This is a genomic window from Actinomadura montaniterrae, from assembly GCF_008923365.1.
GTDB lineage: Bacteria > Actinomycetota > Actinomycetes > Streptosporangiales > Streptosporangiaceae > Spirillospora > Spirillospora montaniterrae.
Genome location: NZ_WBMR01000113.1, coordinates 1 through 18,224, shown reverse-complemented (window position 1 = coordinate 18,224; position 18,224 = coordinate 1). Strand labels below are relative to the sequence as shown.

At 73.1% G+C, this 18,224-nt stretch carries 16 protein-coding genes; 4 read left to right on the top strand and 12 right to left on the bottom strand.

What is annotated here, in order from left to right; translation table 11 throughout:
* The first annotated feature begins 1 nt into the window (after window position 1).
* Both F9B16_RS30600 and F9B16_RS30595 read left to right on the top strand, forming a co-directional pair.
* Complete coding sequence (locus F9B16_RS30600) at window positions 2-523, top strand: DUF4234 domain-containing protein (RefSeq protein ID WP_151543689.1); 522 nt, start codon at window positions 2-4, stop codon at window positions 521-523.
* 164 nt (window positions 524-687) lie between these two features.
* Window positions 688-2,424 carry a bifunctional 3'-5' exonuclease/DNA polymerase gene (locus F9B16_RS30595; protein WP_151543688.1) on the top strand — a complete coding sequence of 579 codons (1,737 nt, stop codon included), beginning with the start codon at window positions 688-690 and terminating at the stop codon, window positions 2,422-2,424.
* On the opposite strand, the gene F9B16_RS30590 is transcribed toward F9B16_RS30595, so the two are convergent.
* Together F9B16_RS30590 and F9B16_RS30585 are read right to left on the bottom strand one after the other, a co-directional pair.
* The gene (locus tag F9B16_RS30590; RefSeq protein WP_151543687.1) at window positions 2,406-3,107 is read right to left on the bottom strand and encodes an SGNH/GDSL hydrolase family protein; all 702 of its coding nucleotides are present in this window, start codon (window positions 3,105-3,107) and stop codon (window positions 2,406-2,408) included. The genes F9B16_RS30595 and F9B16_RS30590 overlap by 19 nt on opposite strands.
* A gap of 11 nt (window positions 3,108-3,118) precedes the next feature.
* Window positions 3,119-4,498 (bottom strand): MFS transporter, encoded by a 1,380-nt coding sequence (locus tag F9B16_RS30585; protein WP_151543686.1) that lies wholly within the window; start codon window positions 4,496-4,498, stop codon window positions 3,119-3,121.
* A gap of 111 nt (window positions 4,499-4,609) precedes the next feature.
* Between F9B16_RS30585 and F9B16_RS30580 the strand changes: the two genes are divergently transcribed.
* Window positions 4,610-5,227, top strand: a complete 618-nt coding sequence (locus F9B16_RS30580; RefSeq protein ID WP_151543685.1) for a TetR/AcrR family transcriptional regulator — start codon at window positions 4,610-4,612, stop codon at window positions 5,225-5,227.
* Between the two features lie 19 nt (window positions 5,228-5,246).
* Here the strand turns inward: F9B16_RS30580 and F9B16_RS30575 are convergent, their stop codons facing one another.
* The 10 genes from F9B16_RS30575 to F9B16_RS30530 form a co-directional block, all read right to left on the bottom strand.
* Window positions 5,247-6,509 carry a flavin-dependent oxidoreductase gene (locus F9B16_RS30575; RefSeq protein WP_151543684.1) on the bottom strand — a complete coding sequence of 421 codons (1,263 nt, stop codon included), beginning with the start codon at window positions 6,507-6,509 and terminating at the stop codon, window positions 5,247-5,249.
* Between the two features lie 14 nt (window positions 6,510-6,523).
* Window positions 6,524-7,390 (bottom strand): ABC transporter ATP-binding protein, encoded by an 867-nt coding sequence (locus F9B16_RS30570; protein WP_151543683.1) that lies wholly within the window; start codon window positions 7,388-7,390, stop codon window positions 6,524-6,526.
* Between the two features lie 24 nt (window positions 7,391-7,414).
* The gene (locus F9B16_RS30565; protein ID WP_151543682.1) at window positions 7,415-8,218 is read right to left on the bottom strand and encodes an ABC transporter permease; all 804 of its coding nucleotides are present in this window, start codon (window positions 8,216-8,218) and stop codon (window positions 7,415-7,417) included.
* Window positions 8,215-8,991, bottom strand: coding sequence for an ABC transporter permease (locus F9B16_RS30560; protein ID WP_151543681.1), 777 nt, complete (start codon window positions 8,989-8,991; stop codon window positions 8,215-8,217). Before F9B16_RS30560 ends, F9B16_RS30565 begins: the two co-directional genes overlap by 4 nt.
* A complete protein-coding gene (locus tag F9B16_RS30555) occupies window positions 8,988-9,974 on the bottom strand; it encodes an ABC transporter substrate-binding protein (protein ID WP_151543680.1) in 987 nt (328 codons plus the stop codon). Before F9B16_RS30555 ends, F9B16_RS30560 begins: the two co-directional genes overlap by 4 nt.
* A 212-nt stretch (window positions 9,975-10,186) precedes the next feature.
* Complete coding sequence (locus F9B16_RS30550; RefSeq protein WP_151543679.1) at window positions 10,187-11,023, bottom strand: ABC transporter ATP-binding protein; 837 nt, start codon at window positions 11,021-11,023, stop codon at window positions 10,187-10,189.
* Between the two features lie 5 nt (window positions 11,024-11,028).
* A complete protein-coding gene (mdlC, locus tag F9B16_RS30545; protein WP_151543678.1) occupies window positions 11,029-12,636 on the bottom strand; it encodes a benzoylformate decarboxylase in 1,608 nt (535 codons plus the stop codon).
* Complete coding sequence (locus F9B16_RS30540) at window positions 12,633-13,487, bottom strand: ABC transporter permease (protein ID WP_151543677.1); 855 nt, start codon at window positions 13,485-13,487, stop codon at window positions 12,633-12,635. The genes mdlC and F9B16_RS30540 overlap by 4 nt, the downstream gene beginning before the upstream one ends.
* Window positions 13,484-14,293, bottom strand: coding sequence for an ABC transporter permease (locus tag F9B16_RS30535; RefSeq protein WP_151543676.1), 810 nt, complete (start codon window positions 14,291-14,293; stop codon window positions 13,484-13,486). Before F9B16_RS30535 ends, F9B16_RS30540 begins: the two co-directional genes overlap by 4 nt.
* A 21-nt stretch (window positions 14,294-14,314) precedes the next feature.
* Entirely contained in the window at window positions 14,315-15,295 is a 981-nt protein-coding gene (locus F9B16_RS30530; protein ID WP_151543675.1) for an ABC transporter substrate-binding protein, read from the bottom strand.
* Between the two features lie 865 nt (window positions 15,296-16,160).
* On the opposite strand from F9B16_RS30530, the gene F9B16_RS30525 reads away from it, so the two are divergent.
* Window positions 16,161-18,224 (top strand): sensor histidine kinase (locus F9B16_RS30525; RefSeq protein WP_192809071.1); only part of this gene is annotated, 2,064 nt, incomplete at its 3' end.

The window sequence follows — 18,224 nt, the reverse complement described above, 5'->3', positions numbered from 1 at the left end:
GATGAGTTACCCCCAGCAGGGTCAGGGCCAGCCTTACCAGCAGCAGCAGCAACAGCAGCAGGCCTACCAGGGCGGCTACTCGCCCGCCCCGGCACAGCAACAGCAGCAGGCCGTCGCCCGCGGCGCGGGCGCCAACATGAAGCGCCGCAACCCCGTCGGCGCCTGGCTCGGGCTGCCGATGATCACGCTCGGCGTCTACGGGCTCGTGTGGATGTTCAAGGTCCACAACGAGCTGCACCAGTACGACCGCCGCATCGACGACGCCGCCACCGGCGCGCTGCTGTCGATGATCTTCGGCTGGATCACCCTCGGCATCTGGCCGCTGGTGGTGTGGTGCAAGCTCGGCGGGCGCATCGCCCAGGCGCAGCGCGCCGCGGGCCTGCCCGCCACCTGCAGCGGGGGCATGGGCTTCCTGCTCGGCATCCTCGGCTTCGGCGTGCTGTACTACCAGATCCAGATCAACAAGGTCGTCGACCGCTACGGCGACACCCCGGCGGGCCAGCAGGTCTCCCTGGTCGCGTGACCTGACCGTCGCGTGACCTGAGGGTCGCGCGGCCTGACCGTCGCGCGGCCTGACCCGCTCCAACCCCGCAAGGGGGCCGCGGCCCTGGCCTCCTGGAACGGCTCCGAACCCCCTCCGCCTCCCGCGGAGGGGGTTCTGTCATAGGTGCGCGCGAGAATGGGCGGGTGAGGATCGCGGTGGCCGCCGGGGCGGGGGACGGGGGCGAGCTGCGGCCGCTGGCGGAGGACGGCACGCCCGCCGGGCCCGCGTACGCCGTCGCCGACCTGGCCGGCGAGATCGCCGCGCGCGAGCGCGAGGCGGCGCCGCGCTGGGTGTGGGCGTCCGGCGCCCGGCTGTACCCGCGGCTGCTGCGCGCCGGCGTGCGGGTCGCGCGCTGCCACGACCTCGAACTCGTCGAGAACCTGCTGCTGGGGCACGCGGGCCGCTACGGGGAGCCGCGCTCGGTCGCGGCGGCGTGGGCGCGGCTGCACGGGCGGCCCGTCCCGCCCGACCCGCCGCCGGCGCACGAGGCGGCGTCCGCGCAGGCACCGCTGTTCGGCGACGACGACGCCGGCGAGCGGGCGGCGCCGTCCGACGACCTCGGGCGGATCGTCGAGGTGCACGCCGCGCAGCAGCGCGCCATCGCCGGGCTGGACGGGTTCGCGCTGCTCGCCGCCGCCGAGTCCGCCGGGTCGCTGGTGGCCGCCGAGCTGGGCCACGACGGGCTGCCCTGGTCGGCCGCCGAGCACGACGCGCTGCTCACCGAGCTGCTCGGCCCGCGCCCGTCCGGCGGGCTGCGGCCGCGCCGGCTGCAGGAGCTCGCCGACCGGATCGGCGCCGCGTTCGGCCCCCGCACGCACGTCAACCCCGACTCGCCGGCGCAGATCCTCAAGGCGTTCGCGGCGGCGGGCCTGCCGATCCCGTCGACCCGCGCGCACGTGCTGAAGCGCGTCGACCATCCGGCGGTGCCGCTGCTGCTGGAGTACAAGGAGCTCGCGCGGCTGCACGCCGCGCACGGCTGGGCGTGGCTCGACACGTGGGTGCGCGACGGGCGGTTCCGGCCCGAGTACGTGGTGGGCGGCGTGGTGTCCGGGCGGTGGGCGACCAACGGCGGGGGAGCGCTGCAGATCCCGCGCGTGCTGCGCAGGGCCGTCGTCGCCGATCCCGGCTGGTGCCTGGTGGTGGCGGACGCGGCGCAGTTGGAGCCGCGCGTCCTCGCGGCTCTCGCGGGCGACCGCGCGTTCGCCGACGCCGCGGCCCACGGCGACCTCTACGAGGCGCTGTCCGACGCGTTCCGCTCGGACGAGGCGACGGGCGGGCTGTCCGCGCGCGCGAAGGCGAAGCTGGCGCTGCTGTCGGCGATGTACGGCGGCGGCACGGGCGAGGCGGTGCAGCTGCTCGGTGTGCTGAAGAGCCGGTTCCCTGACGCGTTCGAGTACGTCGAGGCCGCCGCGCGCGCGGGGGAGCGCGGCAGGCTCGTCCGGTCGCTGCTCGGCCGGACGTGCCCGCCGCCGTCGGCGGGCTGGCGGGAGCTGACCCTGGCCGGCGACGACGAGCGCGACCCGGGCCAGGCGGCTCCCGCGGCGCCGCCGGACGGGGCGCGCCGTCCGGCGACGGCCGCGCAGGCGCTGCGCAGCCGGGGCCGCTTCACCCGCAACTTCGTCGTGCAGGCGACGGCGGCCGACTGGGCCCTCGCGCTGCTCGGCTCGCTGCGCCGCCGCCTCACCGCGCTCGGCCCGCCGCGCCTGGTCTTCTTCCAGCACGACGAGGTCATCGTGCACGCCCCGGCGGAGCTCGCGGAGGCGGTGAGCGAGGCCGTCCGCGCGTCCGCCGAGGAGGCGCGCCGGCTGCTGTTCGGCGCGACGCCCGTCGCCTTCCCGATGGAGATCGCGGTGGTGGACCGCTACGCCGACGCCAAGTGAGCGGCGAGCGCGCGGACGGTGTTCGCGGCGGCGAACGCGTGGCCCCGGGCGTTGAGGTGCAGCTGGTCGGCGCTGTAGATGCCGGGGTCGGCCGCCACGGGATGGCCGGGCGGGTTGTCGACGTGGCAGGCGCCGTGCTCGGCGGCGACCTCGGCGGTCAGCGCGTTCAGCCGCCGCGTCCGCGCCGACAGCACCTCCCGGAAGCGGGCGGGGCCGAGCCCGGCGGCGGTGATGTCCAGCAGCCCGATCGTGACGACGTCCGCGCCGGCGGACCGGAACGCGGCGACCATCGCGGCCAGCTCGCGACGCACCTCGTCCTCGTCGAAGTGCGGGCGGAGCATGTCGTTGCCGCCCGCCACCACGAACGCCAGGTCGGGCCCGAACTCCAGCGCGGGCGCGAGCTGCCCGGCCGCGACCTGGGCGGCGACGAGGTCGCGGCGGGCGAGGTTCAGCGCGGCGAAGCCGCCGCTCACCGCGCGCAGAGCCTCCTCGACGCGGTCCGTCCACGACAGGTCGCGGTAACCGGGCACGGGGTCGCGGACGCCTTCGGCGACGCTGTCGCCGATCGTCACCATCCTCGTCCAGGGGGCGCCGACCAGCAGGGCGGCGGCCTCGGCGGCGGGCAGGACGGCCGGGTCCGTCTCCTCGGTCAGCGTTGTTCCGGCGGAGGTCGTACCGGTCATGGCGTCTCCCATCAGGACGTGCTCGGACGGACGGTCAGGAACGCCCCCGCGAGGCCGGCGCCCGCGGCGGCGAGGGTGCAGAACAGGTAGATCGCGGTGTAGTCGCCGTGCACGGCGCGGTCCGGCAGCATCGCGGCGAGCGCGGCGATGCCGAGCGCGCCGCCGAGCTGGCGGGCGGTGGTGTTGAGGCCGGTCGCGCCCGCGAAGCGCTGCGGGCCGGCCGACAGCGCGGCGCCCGACGCGGTGCCGGTGGTGACCATCCCCATGCCCGTCCCGGCGAGCAGGCCGAGCGGCAGCCAGAAGGTGAGGAAGTGCGGTTCGGCGGGCAGCCCGGCGACCGCCCAGATCCCCGCCGCGACCATGATCAGGGCGCCGCCGGACACGGCGGGGCGGACGCCGATGCGGCCGGTGAGACGGCCCATGGCGACCGCGGCGGCGGTGGCGGTGAACGCGCCGGGCGTCGAGGCGAGCCCGGCCTTGAGGATCGAGTAGTGCCATTCGCCGGTCAGGTACAGGACACCGAGCAGCAGCCAGGAGTACAGCGCCGTCCCGTATAGGAACGAGGCGGCGTTGGCGAGGGCGAACCCGCGGGCGCGCCACATCCCGATCTCCAGGGCGGGCACGGGGTGCCGCGCCGACCGCCACAGCGCGAGGGCCACGAGGACGGCGCCGCCGAGCAGCAGCGCGAGCGTGCGGGCGTCGGTCCAGGACCAGTCGCCGGCCTGGGTGACGCCGAGCGCGACGCCGCCGACGCCGGCGCCGAGCAGGACCGTCCCGGCGAGGTCGGGCAGCCGCCCGGCGGCGCCGGCGGTGCGCGGCAGGCGCAGCCCGCCGACCAGCATCGCCAGGCCGAACGGGACGTTGATGACGAACAGCGCCCGCCAGCCGAACCCGTCGACGAGCAGCCCGCCGAGGCCGGGGCCGACGGCGGCGGCGAACGCGCCCGCGGCGCTCCACAGCCCGATGGCGCCCGCGCGCCGCGTGGCGGGCGTGTCGTGCAGCAGCAGCGCGAGCGACGCGGGGATCATCGCGGCCGCGGCGGCGCCCTGCACGCCGCGGGTCGCGAGCAGGACGGCGACGTTCGGCGCGGCGGCGCAGGCCAGCGACGCGAGCGTGAACAGGCCGGTGCCCCACAGGTAGAGCGAGCGGCGGCCGACGAGGTCGGCGAGGCGCCCGGCGGGCGCGAGCAGCGCCGCGAACAGCACCGCGTAGAGGGTGACGATCCAGGTCAGGCCGGACAGCGAGGCGTCCGGGAAGTCGGCGTGCAGGTCGGGGACGGCGAGGTTGGCGACGGTGGCGTCGAGCATGGCCAGGAAGGTCGCGCCGGCGGCGAGCCAGGGCACGTCCCGCCGCGCGCCCGCCGAGAGGGGCGGTGCCGTGGTGGCGGTCATGGAAGGGGCCTCCAAAAAGAACGAACGGTCGTACACTCTTCTGTGAAGGCAGCTCTCGTCAAGGGGTTGGCCGGATTGACTTTGTACGAACGGTCGTGCAGATTAGTCGGCGTGAGCACCGACGGACGCGTCCTCAAGGGCGAGCGGACGCGCGCGGTCATCCTCGGCCGCGCCGCCCACATCGCCTCCGCCGAGGGCCTGGAGGGCCTGTCGATCGGCCGGCTCGCCACCGAGCTGCGGATCAGCAAGAGCGGCGTCTTCACGCACTTCGGCTCCAAGGAGGAGCTGCAGCTCGCGACCGTCGCCAAGGCCGTCGAGGTGTTCCGCGAGCACGTCGTCGAGCCCGCCCTGGTCGTCCCCGAGGGGCTCGGCCGCGTCCGCGCCCTCCTCGAGGCCTGGCAGCGCTACCAGCGGCAGCCGGTCTTCCCCGGCGGCTGCTTCTTCCACTCCACGATGGCCGAGTTCGACGCCCGGCCCGGCCGCGTCCGCGACGCCATCGCCGCGTCCCAGCGTGACTGGCGCGCCCTGCTGGAGCGCTGCCTGCGCGAGGCGCGCGACCGCGGCGAGATCGACGCGTCCGCCGACGTCCCGCAGCTCGCCTTCGAGCTGGACGCGGTCTGCCGCACCGGCGCCGCCCACGCCCTGCTCCACGACGACCCGTCGCTGTACGACCGCGCGACCCGCGCCGTCGCCTCGCTGCTGGCCGCCGTGACCACCGCCGGGCACTGAACCCGAGGCCGGCGGCCGCTCAGCGGACGACCGAGTACGACGGGCGGCCGTTGAGCGCCTCCGCGTCGATGAACGACGTCTTGCGGTAGGCGCCCGTCAGCCTCGCCAGCTCCTCCGCGGTCAGGACGTCCTCGATCGCGTCGAAGCCGTCCGGCGCCCGCTCGCTCACCATCCGCAGGATCCGCTCCGCCGGCATGTCGCGGCAGGCCAGCACGACCGCGTTGGCCGTCTCGCGGCGCTCCCGCTCGTACGCCAGCAGGCCGTCGCCGGGGTCGGCGGCGCGGGCAAGCTCGTACGCCAGCACGCGCGCGTCCAGGACGGCCTGCGAGCCGCCGTTGGACCCGATCGGGTACATCGGGTGCGCTGCGTCGCCGGCCAGGGTGACCCGGCCGAACGTCCAGCGGTCCAGCGGCTCCCGGTCCACCATCGGGTACTCCAGGATCTCCGCGGTGCCCTTGATCAGCGCCGGGACGTCGAGCCAGCCGAACGTCCAGTCCGCGAAGTGGGGGAGGACGTCCTCCAGCCGCCCCTTCCGGTTCCAGTCGGCGGCACCGGCGCGCCGGTCCCCTTCGAGCTTGACCTCCGCCACCCAGTTCAGCAGGGCCCGCCCGCGCCGCTCCGCGCGCATCGAGATCGGGTAGACGACCATCTTCGCCGCGGCGTTGCTGCCCGCGACGGCCAGGGTCCGGCCGGTGAGGAACGGCTCGGACTCGGTGACGCCGCGCCACATCCGGATGCCGTTCCACAGCGGCGCGGGCTCGTCCGGGTACAGCTGCGCGCGGACGGTGGAGTGCAGGCCGTCGGCGCCGACCAGCACGTCCGCCTCCACCGTCTCGGCGGTCCCGGACGCCCGGTCCAGCAGCCGCGCCCGGACCCGCCCGCCGTCCTGCTCGAAGCCCTCCAGCATCGTGCCGGTGCGGACGGCGTCCTTGCCGAGCCGGGACAGCACCGCGTCGAGCAGCGCCATCTGCAGCTCGCCCCGGTGGACGGAGTACTGCGGCCAGTCGTAGCCGAGGGCGCGGCCGCGCGGATCGGCCCAGATCCGCCCGCCGAACCGGTCGAAATGCACCATCTCCGCGGTCGGGACGCCGATGTCGGCGAGGTCGTCGCCGAGGCCCAGCTCGGTGAGCTCGCGGACCGCGTGCGGCAGCAGGTTGATGCCGACGCCGAGCGGCCGCAGCCGCCGCGCCGCGTCCACCACGAGCGCCTCGATCCCGGCCTCGTGCAGGCTCAACGCGGTGGTGAGCCCGCAGATCCCGGCCCCGGCGATGAGTACGCGCATGCACTCATGATCTCTTATCCGGCGCCCGTCTCCGGTTCGCCGTCCGGATCCGGCCCGCCGTCCGCGGCGGGACCGTCCGCGGTGGGCCCGTCCGCGGTGAGACCGTCCGCGGGCGCGGCCCCCGGGACGCGGGCGCCGCCGCGGACCAGCCGGCCGACCTCCGCGCGCAGCCGGACGAACTCCGGCAGCCCGCGGGTCTCGATCTGGTCCCGGGACGCGGGCAGCCCCACCGGGATGTCGGCGTGTACGCGGGCCGGCGACCGGTTCAGCACGACCACCCGGTCGCCGACGTAGACGCTCTCGTCGATGTCGTGGGTGACCAGCAGGATCGTCATCTTCCCGGTGCGGTGCACGCCCAGCACGAGGTCCTCGAGGTCCTCGCGGGTCTGCGCGTCCACCGACCCGAACGGCTCGTCCATCAGCATCAGCCGCGGCCGGTACGCCAGGGCCCGCGCGATCGACACGCGCTGCTGCATGCCGCCCGACAGCTGCCACGGGTACTTGCGGGCCGCGTCGTGCAGGCCGACCGACTCCAGCGCCTCGTCGGCGGCGGCGCGGCGCTCGGCCCTGGACCCGCCGCGCCGGCGCAGCGGCATCGCCACGTTGTCGCGGACGGTCAGCCACGGGAACAGCGAGCGGCTGTAGTCCTGGAACACCACGGCGAGGTCGTCGGGCACGCCGTCGACCGGCGCGCCGTCCATCTCCAGGGTGCCGCCGGTCGGCCGGATCAGCCCGGCGATGCAGCGCAGCAGCGTGGACTTGCCGCACCCGGACGGGCCGACGATGCTGAGCAGCTGCCCGTCCGGGACGGTGAGGTCGAGCCCGTCGAGCGCCGTGTGCCCGCCGGTGTAGGTGTGCGTGAGGCCGGTGATCCGGAGCATCGCGGACGCCTTTCCTGTCGGGGGTCAGTTCGCCAGCCGCTGCGCGCCGGTGTGCCACGCCAGCAGCCGCCGTTCGAGGAGCATGAAGGCTCCGTTGAACAGCAGGCCGAGGACGCCGAGCATGACGATCCCGGCCCACATGGTGGGCAGCTCGAACGCGCGCTGCGCGTCCAGCAGCTCGGCGCCGATGCCGGTGGTGCTGCCGACGATCTCCGACAGCACCATGAGGATCAGCGCGAACGACAGCGCGACGCGCAGCCCCGCGAAGATCTTCGGCGCCGCCGCCGGCAGGATGATCAGCAGCAGCCGGCGCGGCCGGGAGATGCCGAACACCCGCGCGGTGTCGAGCTGCAGCGGGTCCACCGCGCGGACGCCGTCGGCGGTGTTCAGCAGCACCGGCCACACCACCCCGAACGCGATCGTGACGATCTGCATCGTGGCGCCGATCTGGAACACCACGATGAAGAACGGCACCAGCGTCGGTGGCGGGACGGCGCGCAGGAACTGCAGCACCGGGTCCAGCAGGTTGTTCAGCACCCGGGACCGGCCGATCGCGGCGCCGATCGCCACCCCGGCCGCGCCGGCGGCGGCCCACCCGGTGAACAGGTGCGCGAGGCTGCTGGAGAAGTCGTCCACCGCGTTCCCGGTGAGGAACGCGTGCGAGGCGGGCCCGGAGAACCACACCTCGTGCAGCGCCTCGATGATCTTCGTGGGGGGCGGGAAGTACGTCTCGTCCACCGCGGACGTGACGACCTGCCAGACGACCGCGGCGAGCGCGACGAGCCACACCCGCTCGGCGAGCCCGCGGGCCGGTCGGCCGATCCTCATGCGATCCCCTCCACCCGCGCGGCGTGCCAGCGGAACGCCACCCGCTCCAGCGCGATCAGCGCGGTGTTGGCGAGCAGCCCGAGCACCCCGGCCCAGCAGGCGCCGGCCAGCATCAGGTCGGTGCGCCCGCCGCCCTGCTGCGTCTCGGTCAGGTAGATGCCGATGCCGTTGTCGCCGCCGACCAGCAGCTCCGTGCTGATCAGCACGACGAGGGCGACGGAGGCGGCGATCCGCACGCCGGTGGCGATGAACGGGGCCGCGCTCGGCAGCGACACCCGCCACAGCACCGCCGGCGTCGAGGACCCGAACGCGCGCAGCGTGTCCTTGGCGACCGGGTCGACGTCGCGCAGCGCGTACAGCGTGTTGACGAGGATCGGCCACAGGCAGGCGTAGAAGATCAGCGACATGTTCGTCTGCGCCGGCGAGCTGAACAGCAGGGTCGCCAGCGGGATCAGCGCGACCGATGGGACGGGCCGGCACAGCTCGACCAGCGCGCGGGAGGCGGTGCCGAGCAGCGGCACCGAGCCGAGCAGCACCCCGAGCGGCACCGCGGCCAGCACCGCGAGCAGCAGCCCGAGCAGCCACTCGCGCACCGTCGCGCCGACGTCCACCAGGAACTCGCGGTCCACGGCCAGCTTCCCGGCCTCCTTCAGCACGGTCGAGGCCGGGGGGAGGGAGGTCTCGTCCACGAGGCCGGAGCGGCTGACCGCCTCGAGCACGCCGACCACCACGACCGCCCCGGCCGCGCCGAGGAGGATGCGGCGAGGGGTCATGAAGCCGCGGTCAGCAGCAGCGGCTTCACGTCCATCTTCTTGGAGATGTACCCGAACTGCTGCATGACGTCCGGCACCCGCTGGAGCCGGGTCGCGTCGAGCGACGTCGGGTAGGTGCCGTAGCTCATGGCGGCGGCCACGCTCGCGTCGATCCCCTTGGCGTAGGTCGGCAGGATCTGCTCGACGAGCTTGCGGTCGGCGGCCATGCCCTCGCCTTTGACGAGCGCGCGCTGGAACGCGGCGACCGTCTTGGGGTTCTTGTTCGCGAACTTCGCCATCGCGGCGTACCCGGCCATCGGGAACTGCGCGGTCGGCCCGCTGGACAGGTCGGCGAGCATCCGCGCGCCCATCGACCGCTGCATCTGCGTGCCGAACGGCTCGATCGCCTGGACGGCGTCGACGCTCTTGTTCTTCAGCGCCGCCTGCATGTTCGGCGGCGGGATCTCCACGAAGTTCTTGTCCTCGTCGAAGGTGACGCCCTGCGCCTGCCCGGCGGCGCGCACCAGCAGCGTGCTGACGTTGCGCTTGGTGTTGACGCCGATCTTCTTCCCGGCCAGGTCCTTGATGGTGCGGTAGGGGGAGTCGCCGCGGACCATCAGCGTGTGGGTCTTCGGCGCGCCCTGGAAGCCGTCGGCGACGACCTTCGGCTTGAAGCCGGGGTCCTTGGACGCCGCGGTGAACAGCGACACGTAGTTGCCGAAGGTGATGTCGAGCTGGCCGCTCTTCAGCAGCGGGATCGCCTCGGCGCCGCCGCTGACGACGCGGGTCTTCACGGTCAGTCCCTCGGCCTTGAACAGGCCCTTCTGGATCGCGATCTGCAGCGGCGCGGTGTCGGCGATCGTCATGGTGCCGACGGTGATCGTGGACTCCTCGAGCCCGTTGGCCGATTTCTTGTCGTCCGAGCCGCCGCACGCGGTGGCCGAGAGCGCGACCGCGACGGCGAGCGCGCCGCCGAGGACGGCGCGGGGGAGGGTGGCGGACATGGGCGACGCTCCATTGCGGGAGGGGCAGCCGGCATGAAACTGATCTTTCAACGAGTGCGGGGAGCGTAGCGCATCGCCTGCCTGATCGCGGGAGAAATGTGGCGTATGTGGTGATATGGGGAGAAAATTGTGAACAGGATTGTTCCGCGGTTCGGCGCGCGGAAAGACAGGGGCCCCGGCCGCCACGCGACCGGGGCCCCTCGGGACGTGCGCTACTTCTTCGCGGGCTCCTCCACGGCGGTGGCGACGGCCTCGGCGTCGGCGTCCTCGGCGTCCGTGGCGTCCGGCGGTTCGGAGTCCTTGACGACGCCGCGGACGAGCCGTCCCACCTCGGCCCGCAGCCGCACGAACTCGGCGTCGGCGCGGGTGCCGATCTGGTCCCGGCCGGCCGGCAGCGTCACCGGCAGCTCGTCGCGGACCCGGCCGGGGTTGCGGGCCAGCACCACGACCCGGTCGCCCAGGTAGACGCTCTCGTCGATGTCGTGCGTGACGAGCAGGATCGTCATGCCCTCGGCCCGGTGCACCTGAAGGACGAGGTCCTCCAGGTCCTCGCGGGTCTGCGCGTCGACCGACCCGAACGGCTCGTCCATCAGCATCAGCGTCGGCTTGTAGGCCAGCGCCCGGGCGATCGACACGCGCTGCTGCATGCCGCCCGACAGCTGCCACGGGTACTTGCCCGCCGCGTCCTCCAAGCCGACGGACGCGAGCGCCTTGACGGCCTGCGCGCGGCGTTCGGCCTTGCCGAGCCCGCGGCGGCGCAGCGGCAGCGCGACGTTGTCGCGGACGGTCAGCCACGGCAGCAGCGAGCGGCTGTAGTCCTGGAACACCACGGCGAGGTCGTCGGGCACGCCGTCGATGGGCGCGCCCTTCAGCACGACCTTGCCCTCGGTCGGCGGGACGAGGCCGGCGATGCAGCGCAGCAGCGTCGACTTGCCGCACCCGGAGGGCCCGACGATCGTGACCAGCTCGCCCTCGCCGACCTTCAGGTCGATGCCCTCCAGGACGCGGTGCGTCCCGTAGGCGTGGCCCAGTCCGGAGATCTCCAGCATCGCGTTCACCGTGTCCCTGGCTCGTCGTAGAGGGCGGCGTTGTCGGCCGCGACGCGGACGTCGATGACGTACGGCCCGTCGTGCGCGAGGCCCTCCGCCAGCGCGCCGTCCAGGTCCGCCGCGCTCGTGACGGTCCGGCCCGCGCAGCCGAACCCCTGCGCGAGCGTGACGAACTCGATGCCGGGCAGGTCGGTGCCCGGGACGCTGTCCATCTCGATGCGGCGGCCGAGCGCCTTGACCGCGCCGTAGCCCTGGTTGTTCAGGACGACGACCGTCATCGGCGCGTTGTGCTGCACGGCCGTCCAGAGCCCCTGCACCGAGTACATGATCGCGCCGTCGCCGATGACGCAGACGATCCGCTCGCCCGACCCGGCGAGGGCGCGCCCGACGGCGACCGGCAGGCCCCAGCCGAGGGCGCCGCTGCCGGTGGTGAGGAAGCCGCCGGGCCGGGTGATCGGCAGCCGGGCGTGGAACATGTCCCGGTAGCTCGGGATCTCCTCGACGATGACCGCGTCTTCGGGCATCCGCTCCCGCAGCGTCTCGACGACCAGCGCCGCGTCGATCGGGTCGGTCGCGGCGGGCTTCGCGAGCCGCTCGAGCGGCTCGGGGAGCGGCCGGTCGGCCTTGTCGACCAGCTCCAGCAGGCCGGACACGCCCGCGGCGATCGTCGTCAGCACGCTGGTGCCGACCGGCGCCCACGCGGTCTGCGACGGGTCGCAGTCGAAGTGGAACAGCCGCGACCCGGCCGGGATGACGGGGCCCTCGCTGTACACGTGGTAGGTGAAGATCGGCGCGCCGAGCGCCAGGATGACGTCGTGGCCCTCCAGCCGCGCCGACAGCTGGTTCCGGACGGGCGGCAGGAAGCCGCGGAACAGCGCGTGGTCCTCGGGGAACCCGGACCGCCCCGACAGCGGGCTGATCCAGACCGGCGCGCCGGTCCGCTCGGCGAGCGCCAGCACGCCGGGCAGCGCGTCCTCGTCCTCGACGCCGGAGCCGACGATGATGACCGGGTTCGCGGCCCCGTTCAGCGCCTCGGCCACCTCGCGGAGCGCGGCGGGGGAGGCGGTGAAGTCGCTGCGGACCTCGCGGTCCGGGACGGGCTCGGCGAGGTGCTCCCAGTCGTCCTCGGGGACGGAGAGGAACACCGGCCCGCGCGGCGGCGTCATCGCGACCCGGTACGCCTCGGCGAGCGCGGCGGGCACGTCCTCGGCGCGCTCGGGCTGCCGGCTCCACTTGACGTAGGGGCGGGGGAACAGCGCCGGCTCGTCCGCGCCGAGGAACGGGTGGGCCGGCAGCATCGCGCGCGACTGCTGGCCGGCGATGATGACGACCGGCACCCGGTCGCGGTAGGCGTTGAAGACCGCGCCGAGCGAGTGGCCGACGCCGCCCGCCGAGTGCAGGCTGACCAGCGTCGCGTTGCCGGTGCCGAGCGAGTGGCCCGCGGCCGCGGCGACCGCGACGGTCTCCTGCAGCGCCAGCACGTACTCGAAGTCGCCGGGGAAGTCGCGGAACATCCGCAGCTCGGTCGAGCCGGGGTTGCCGAAGACGGTGGTCATCCCCACCCTCCGGCAGAAGTCGAAGAACGCCTCCCGGACCGTGAGCTCGGTCGTCATGAATCCGCCTTTCGCGCCCCGCGGTGCCAGGACAGGACACGCCGTTCCACCGCGAGCAGAATCGTGTTGAACAGGTAGCCGAGGACGCCGAGCAGCACGATCACCGACCAGATGGTCGGCAGGTCGGACTGGCTCTGCGCGTTCGTCAGCTCGAAGCCGAGCCCGTCGGACGTGCCGGGCAGCAGCTCGGAGAAGACCATCAGGATCAGGGACAGGGACAGGGCGAGCCGCAGCCCGGCGAAGATCTTGGGCAGCGACGCGGGGATGATGACGTACCGGATCCGGTCCGCCGCGGAGAACCGGAACGCCTCGGCGGTCGCCATCTGCATCGGGTCGACGCTGCGCGCGCCGTCCGCGGTGTTGAGCAGGACGGGCCAGATCGCGCTGAAGACGATCGAGGCGACCTGCATCTCGGTGCCGAGCTTGAACAGCACGATGAACACCGGCACCAGGGTCGGCGGCGGGATCACGCGGGCGAACTGCATCAGCGGCTGCAGGTAGGCGAGCACCCGCTCCGAGCGGCCGAGCGCGATGCCGAGGACGACGCCCGCGATCACCGACAGCACGAGCGCCAGCGCCATCCGGCCGAGGCTCGGCGCGATGGAGTCGCCCGCCTCGGCGCTGAAGTACAGGTGGCTCGGCGGGCCGGACAGCCACATCTCCCGCATCCGCTTGACGATCTTGGAGGGGGGCGGGAAGAACACGCTGCCGGAGGCCCGGGTGGCCCCCTCCCAGCACGCCACGAGGACGACGAGGGGCAGCAGCCGGTGCAGCACCCCGCGGACGACCCGGGCGGCCGCGCCGCCGCGGGCGCCGCGGGCCGGGCCGGCGGTGAGCGTCGCCGCGGTCACGATGCACCACTCCTCTGCGCCTTGTGCCAGTGGAACACGCGGTTCTCGGCCTGCACCAGGACGGTGTCGATGATGAGGCCGATGCAGCCGGCCCACACCGTCCCGGCGAGGACGTCGCGGGTGCCGTCGGGGACGTTGCCGGCCTGCGCGATGAACATGCCGAGGCCGTCGCCGAAGCCGGAGAGGATCTCGGTGCCGACGGCGAGGATGAGGGCGATCGACGCGGCCAGCCGCACGCCCGTGGCGATGAACGGCGCGGCGCTCGGCAGCGAGACCCGCAGCAGCACCTGGATCCGGCCGAAGCCGAAGCTGCGCAGCGTCTCCTTCGCCGTCGGGTCGACGTCGTCCAGCCCGTACATGGTGTTGAAGAGGATGGGCCAGCTGGAGGCGTAGACGATGAGCGGCACCTCCATCTTCAGGCCGGAGCCGAGGAGCAGCGCCGCGAGGGGGATGAGGGCGACCGAGGGGATCGGCCGCAGGAACTCGACGATGGCGCGGACCGCGGTGTTGACCGCCGGGACGCTGCCGAGCAGCAGCCCGAGCGGGACCGCGATCGCGATCGCGAACAGCATCCCGAGCGCCCACGCCGTGAGGGTGACGCGCACGTTGAACAGGAAGTCGGGGTCGCCGAAGAGCTCGAACGCGCGGGCGGTGACGCTGGATGCGGGGGGCAGATAGGAACGGTCCACAATCCCGGCTCGGCCGAGGGCCTCGCTCGCCAGGAACAGGACCGCCACCCCGGCGGCCCCCCGCGCCCACTTTCCTGGGCGGGAGAGGCCGCGGGGCGGCGTCGGCTCGTGTGCCATGAGCGGATCAGCGTCCTGCCGTCACGACGTCGGCTGGAAGAGGATGGACTTCAGGTCGGGCTTCTGCTTCAGCAGGCCCGCCGAGGTCATCAGGTCCACGATCTGCTGCATCCGGGTGGTGCTCAGCGAGGTGGGGTAGCCGGGCAGCGTGATGACCGAGGCGACCTGCGGGTCGATCTTGGCGTAGCCGGGCAGCACCTCCTCGACGCGCTTGCGGTCCTGCGAGGCGATCTTCTGCGCCTTGATGATCGCGCGCTGGAACGCCGCCGCGGTCTTGGGGTTCTTCTTCGTGAACTCCTGGGTGCTCACGAAACCGCTGATCGGCATGCCGGTGACCGGCTCGCTGCCGCCGTCGACGACGACGCGGGCGCCGAGCTTCTTCTCGGTGTCGGACAGGAACGGCTCGACGGTGTGGATCGCGTCGACCTGCCCCTTCTGCAGCGCGGCGGCCATCTGCGGGAACGGGACCGCGACGTAGTTGACCTTCTTCGGGTCGACGTTGTTGGCCTTGAGGATCGAGTCCAGGGTGAGGCCCTGGATGTTGTTCAGGATGTTGACCGCGACCTTCTTGCCCTCCAGGTCCTTCGCGGTCTTGATCTTGGAGTTGGGCATGACCACCACGTTCATCATGTTGGAGGTCAGCGTGGCGGCCTCGGCGAGCACGCTCAGCTTGATCGCGCCCTGCTCGTTGGCCTGCAGGAAGGAGACGTAGTTGGCGCCGGCGATCGCGTCGACCTCGCCGTTCTTCAGCGCCGGCAGCGCCTTGATGCTCTGCGCCACCGGGACGATCTTGACGTTGAGGCCCTCGGCCTTGAAGAGGCCCTGCTTCTGGGCGATGTAGAGCGCCGCGCCGTCCACCAGGGGCAGCGAGGCGACCTTCATGTCCTTCTTCTCCAGGCCGTTGCCGCCGCCGGAGTCGTCCGAACCTCCGCAGCCTGCGGCCAGGGACGTGACGAGGGCGAGGGCGCTGACCAGCGCCAGAAGACGTCTGGATTGCCGCATCGGGCACTCCTTAACTCACGGGGGAAGTTGCTTCGGCAGGGCTTGGGCAGGCCAGGGCTCATGAGCCAGGGGAACGACTGCGGCCACCTCTCCCGCCGTGCCTGAAGATCACGTGCGTCGGGAGAGTATCGCGGACTGGGCGTCTTAGGGGGTTTGGGTCTGAATTGCGTGACTCTCTTGTGTCCTTCAGTGGACCGATCGGCCGCGCCGCTTCCCCGGCGTCATTCCTGGTGAGGGTCGTGGACGGGGTGCCGGGGGCGGGGGACGGGCCGCCGATGGTTACCGATCGGTATGGGCCCGCGGATTCGATTCGATAACGCGTCGAATAGCCGCGGCGGGTGGCGCTTTCCCCTTGCCGTTAAGGGCTTCTCGCGGGTGCTGTGACAATCCATTGCTAAGCGAATACGGAGGGTGATCGGCTTTTCGGGTCGCGATCGCGCCGTTCTGGCGGATCGGCGGAAGGAACGGCGAGAGCAGGTGTGTTCACCGGCTGTAATCGATCGAATGCGCTTCGTCTGGGTGCGCACCGTGACGTCCCGTGACCGTGAAAACGGACATATGGGCATGAACTCGCGATCGCCCTGTCGGTTCTTATCCACTCCCCTAGGGTCCTTTGCGGCATATCCATGGATGTGCTGCAATATCGGGCGCCGGAGGTCGAGACGATGTTGCCATGACCCTTCGCGCCGATGAGGCCACGGAGAGTGCGGCATCGTGAGGGAGAGGGTGTTGACGGCGGATGCAACCAAGCGACGAGGGTCGCGACCGTGCTCGGCCTGGTGACGTCGAGGTGCAGTCGGACCATCCGGCACGGCCAGGCGGTCCGCCGCGATCGGGCGGGCGGCTCCGGCTGCGGAACTGGCGGGTGCCCCAGCGCCTGATCGTGCTGATCCTGGTGCCCACGGTCGCCGCCGTCGTGCTGGCCGGCCTGCGGATCTCCACCTCCGTGGACAAGGCGGAGAGCTACGGCCGCGTGGAGCAGATGGCCGAGGTGGGCGTGGAGATCACCCGGTTCGTCCAGGAGTTCATCGCCGAACGCGACGCGGCCGTCGAGTACATCGCGGCCGGCCGCTCCGACGCGCTCCTGCCGGCCCTGCAGACGCAGCAGCGCAAGACCGACGCGCTGGTCAGGCCGGTGCTCGAGGACACCGACAAGATCAACGGCTCCTACGGTTCCGAGGCCGTCCGCGACGCCACCACGGTGAAGAGCCGCCTGGACGGGCTGAAGGCGCTGCGCTCCCTCGTCGTCGGCACCAAGGTCCCGCCCTTCATCGTCCTCGAGAAGTACACCGAGGCGACCCGGGAGCTGACGTCGGTCCTGGACGGGATCGCCCAGAACGTGGCCGACGACAAGCTCGCGGAGTCCGTCCGTGCGCTCGGCGCCCTCGCGCGCGCCAAGGAGGCGGTCTCCCGGGAGCGGGCCCTGCTGCTCATCGGCGCGCGGAGCAAGCAGCTCGACATCCAGGAGCTCAACGAGCTCACCGCTGCGCGCGCGCAGGAGGACAGCGAGCTCGCGGCCTTCCGCGACTCGGCCTCCCTGGACCAGATCCAGCTGTACGAGGACACGGTCGTCGGCCCCAAGGTCGACCAGGCCCGTGACGTGCGGCAGCGGGTGCTCTCGTCGGCGAGCGCCAACAACGGGCTGCTGCCCGCCTCCCTGCGCACGTCGCACGCGGCGAGCGCGATGCGCACCGCGATGACCGCGATGGTCGACCAGATGCGCCAGGTCGAGCAGAGGCTCGCCGGCGACGTCCACGCGCACAGCGACGAGCAGGGCACGGCCGCGCGCAACGCGACGATCCTCGACTCGGCGCTGGTCGCCGCGCTGCTGATCATCGTCCTGCTGGTCACGATCGTGATGGCCCGGTCGCTGGTGCGGCCGCTGCGGCGGCTGCAGTCCGGCGCGCTGGAGGTCGCCAGCAGCCGGCTGCCCGGCCTGGTCGACCGGCTCCGCGACCCCGAGGCCGCCGCCGGCGGCATCGAGGTCGCGCCGATCGAGATCGACTCCACCGACGAGATCGGCCAGGTCGCGCGCGCCTTCGACGAGGTCCACCGCGAGGCGGTCCGGCTGGCGGCCGACGAGGCCGTGCTGCGCGGCAACATCAACGCGATGTTCGTCAACCTGTCGCGGCGCAGCCAGTCGCTGATCGAGCGGCAGCTGCGGCTGATCGAGGAGCTGGAGCAGAGCGAGCGCGACGAGGAGCAGCTCGGCAGCCTGTTCCGGCTGGACCACCTCGCCACCCGCATGCGCCGCAACTGCGAGAACCTGCTGGTCCTCGGCGGCCAGGAGCAGGCCCGCCGGTGGAACAAGCCCGTCCCGCTGATCGACGTCGTGCGCGCCTCGCTGTCGGAGGTCGAGCAGTACGAGCGGGTCGCGCTGCGCGTCCAGGGCGACATGACCGTCGCCGGGCCCGTCGTCAACGACCTCGTCCACCTGCTCGCCGAGCTGGTGGAGAACGCCCTGGTGTTCTCCTCCGAGCACACCAAGGTCACCGTCTCCGGGCAGCTGCTCAGCGGCGGCGGCTCCATGCTGCAGATCACCGACAACGGCGTGGGGATGTCCCCCGAGGAGCTGGAGCAGGCCAACTGGCGGCTGGCGAACCCGCCCGTCATCGACTTCTCCGCGGCGCGCCGCATGGGCCTGTTCGTGGTCGGCCGCCTGGCCGTCCGGCACGGCATCCGCGTCGAGCTGCGGGCCGCGCAGGGCGGCGGGCTCACCGCGTTCGTCGTGCTGCCGGACGCGGCGGTCACCCCCGGCGAGCCCGCGGGCGTCGGCGCCCGCGGCCTCGGCTCCCGCGACACCGGGGGCCACGGCCAGCTCGCCGCGCTCACCACCACCGGCGCCGAGCCGCCCGCCGCCGGGGGCGCGTTCCGCCAGGACGACTTCGGGCCCGCGGCCGGTCTCGGCGCCGGCACCGGCGGCAACCCG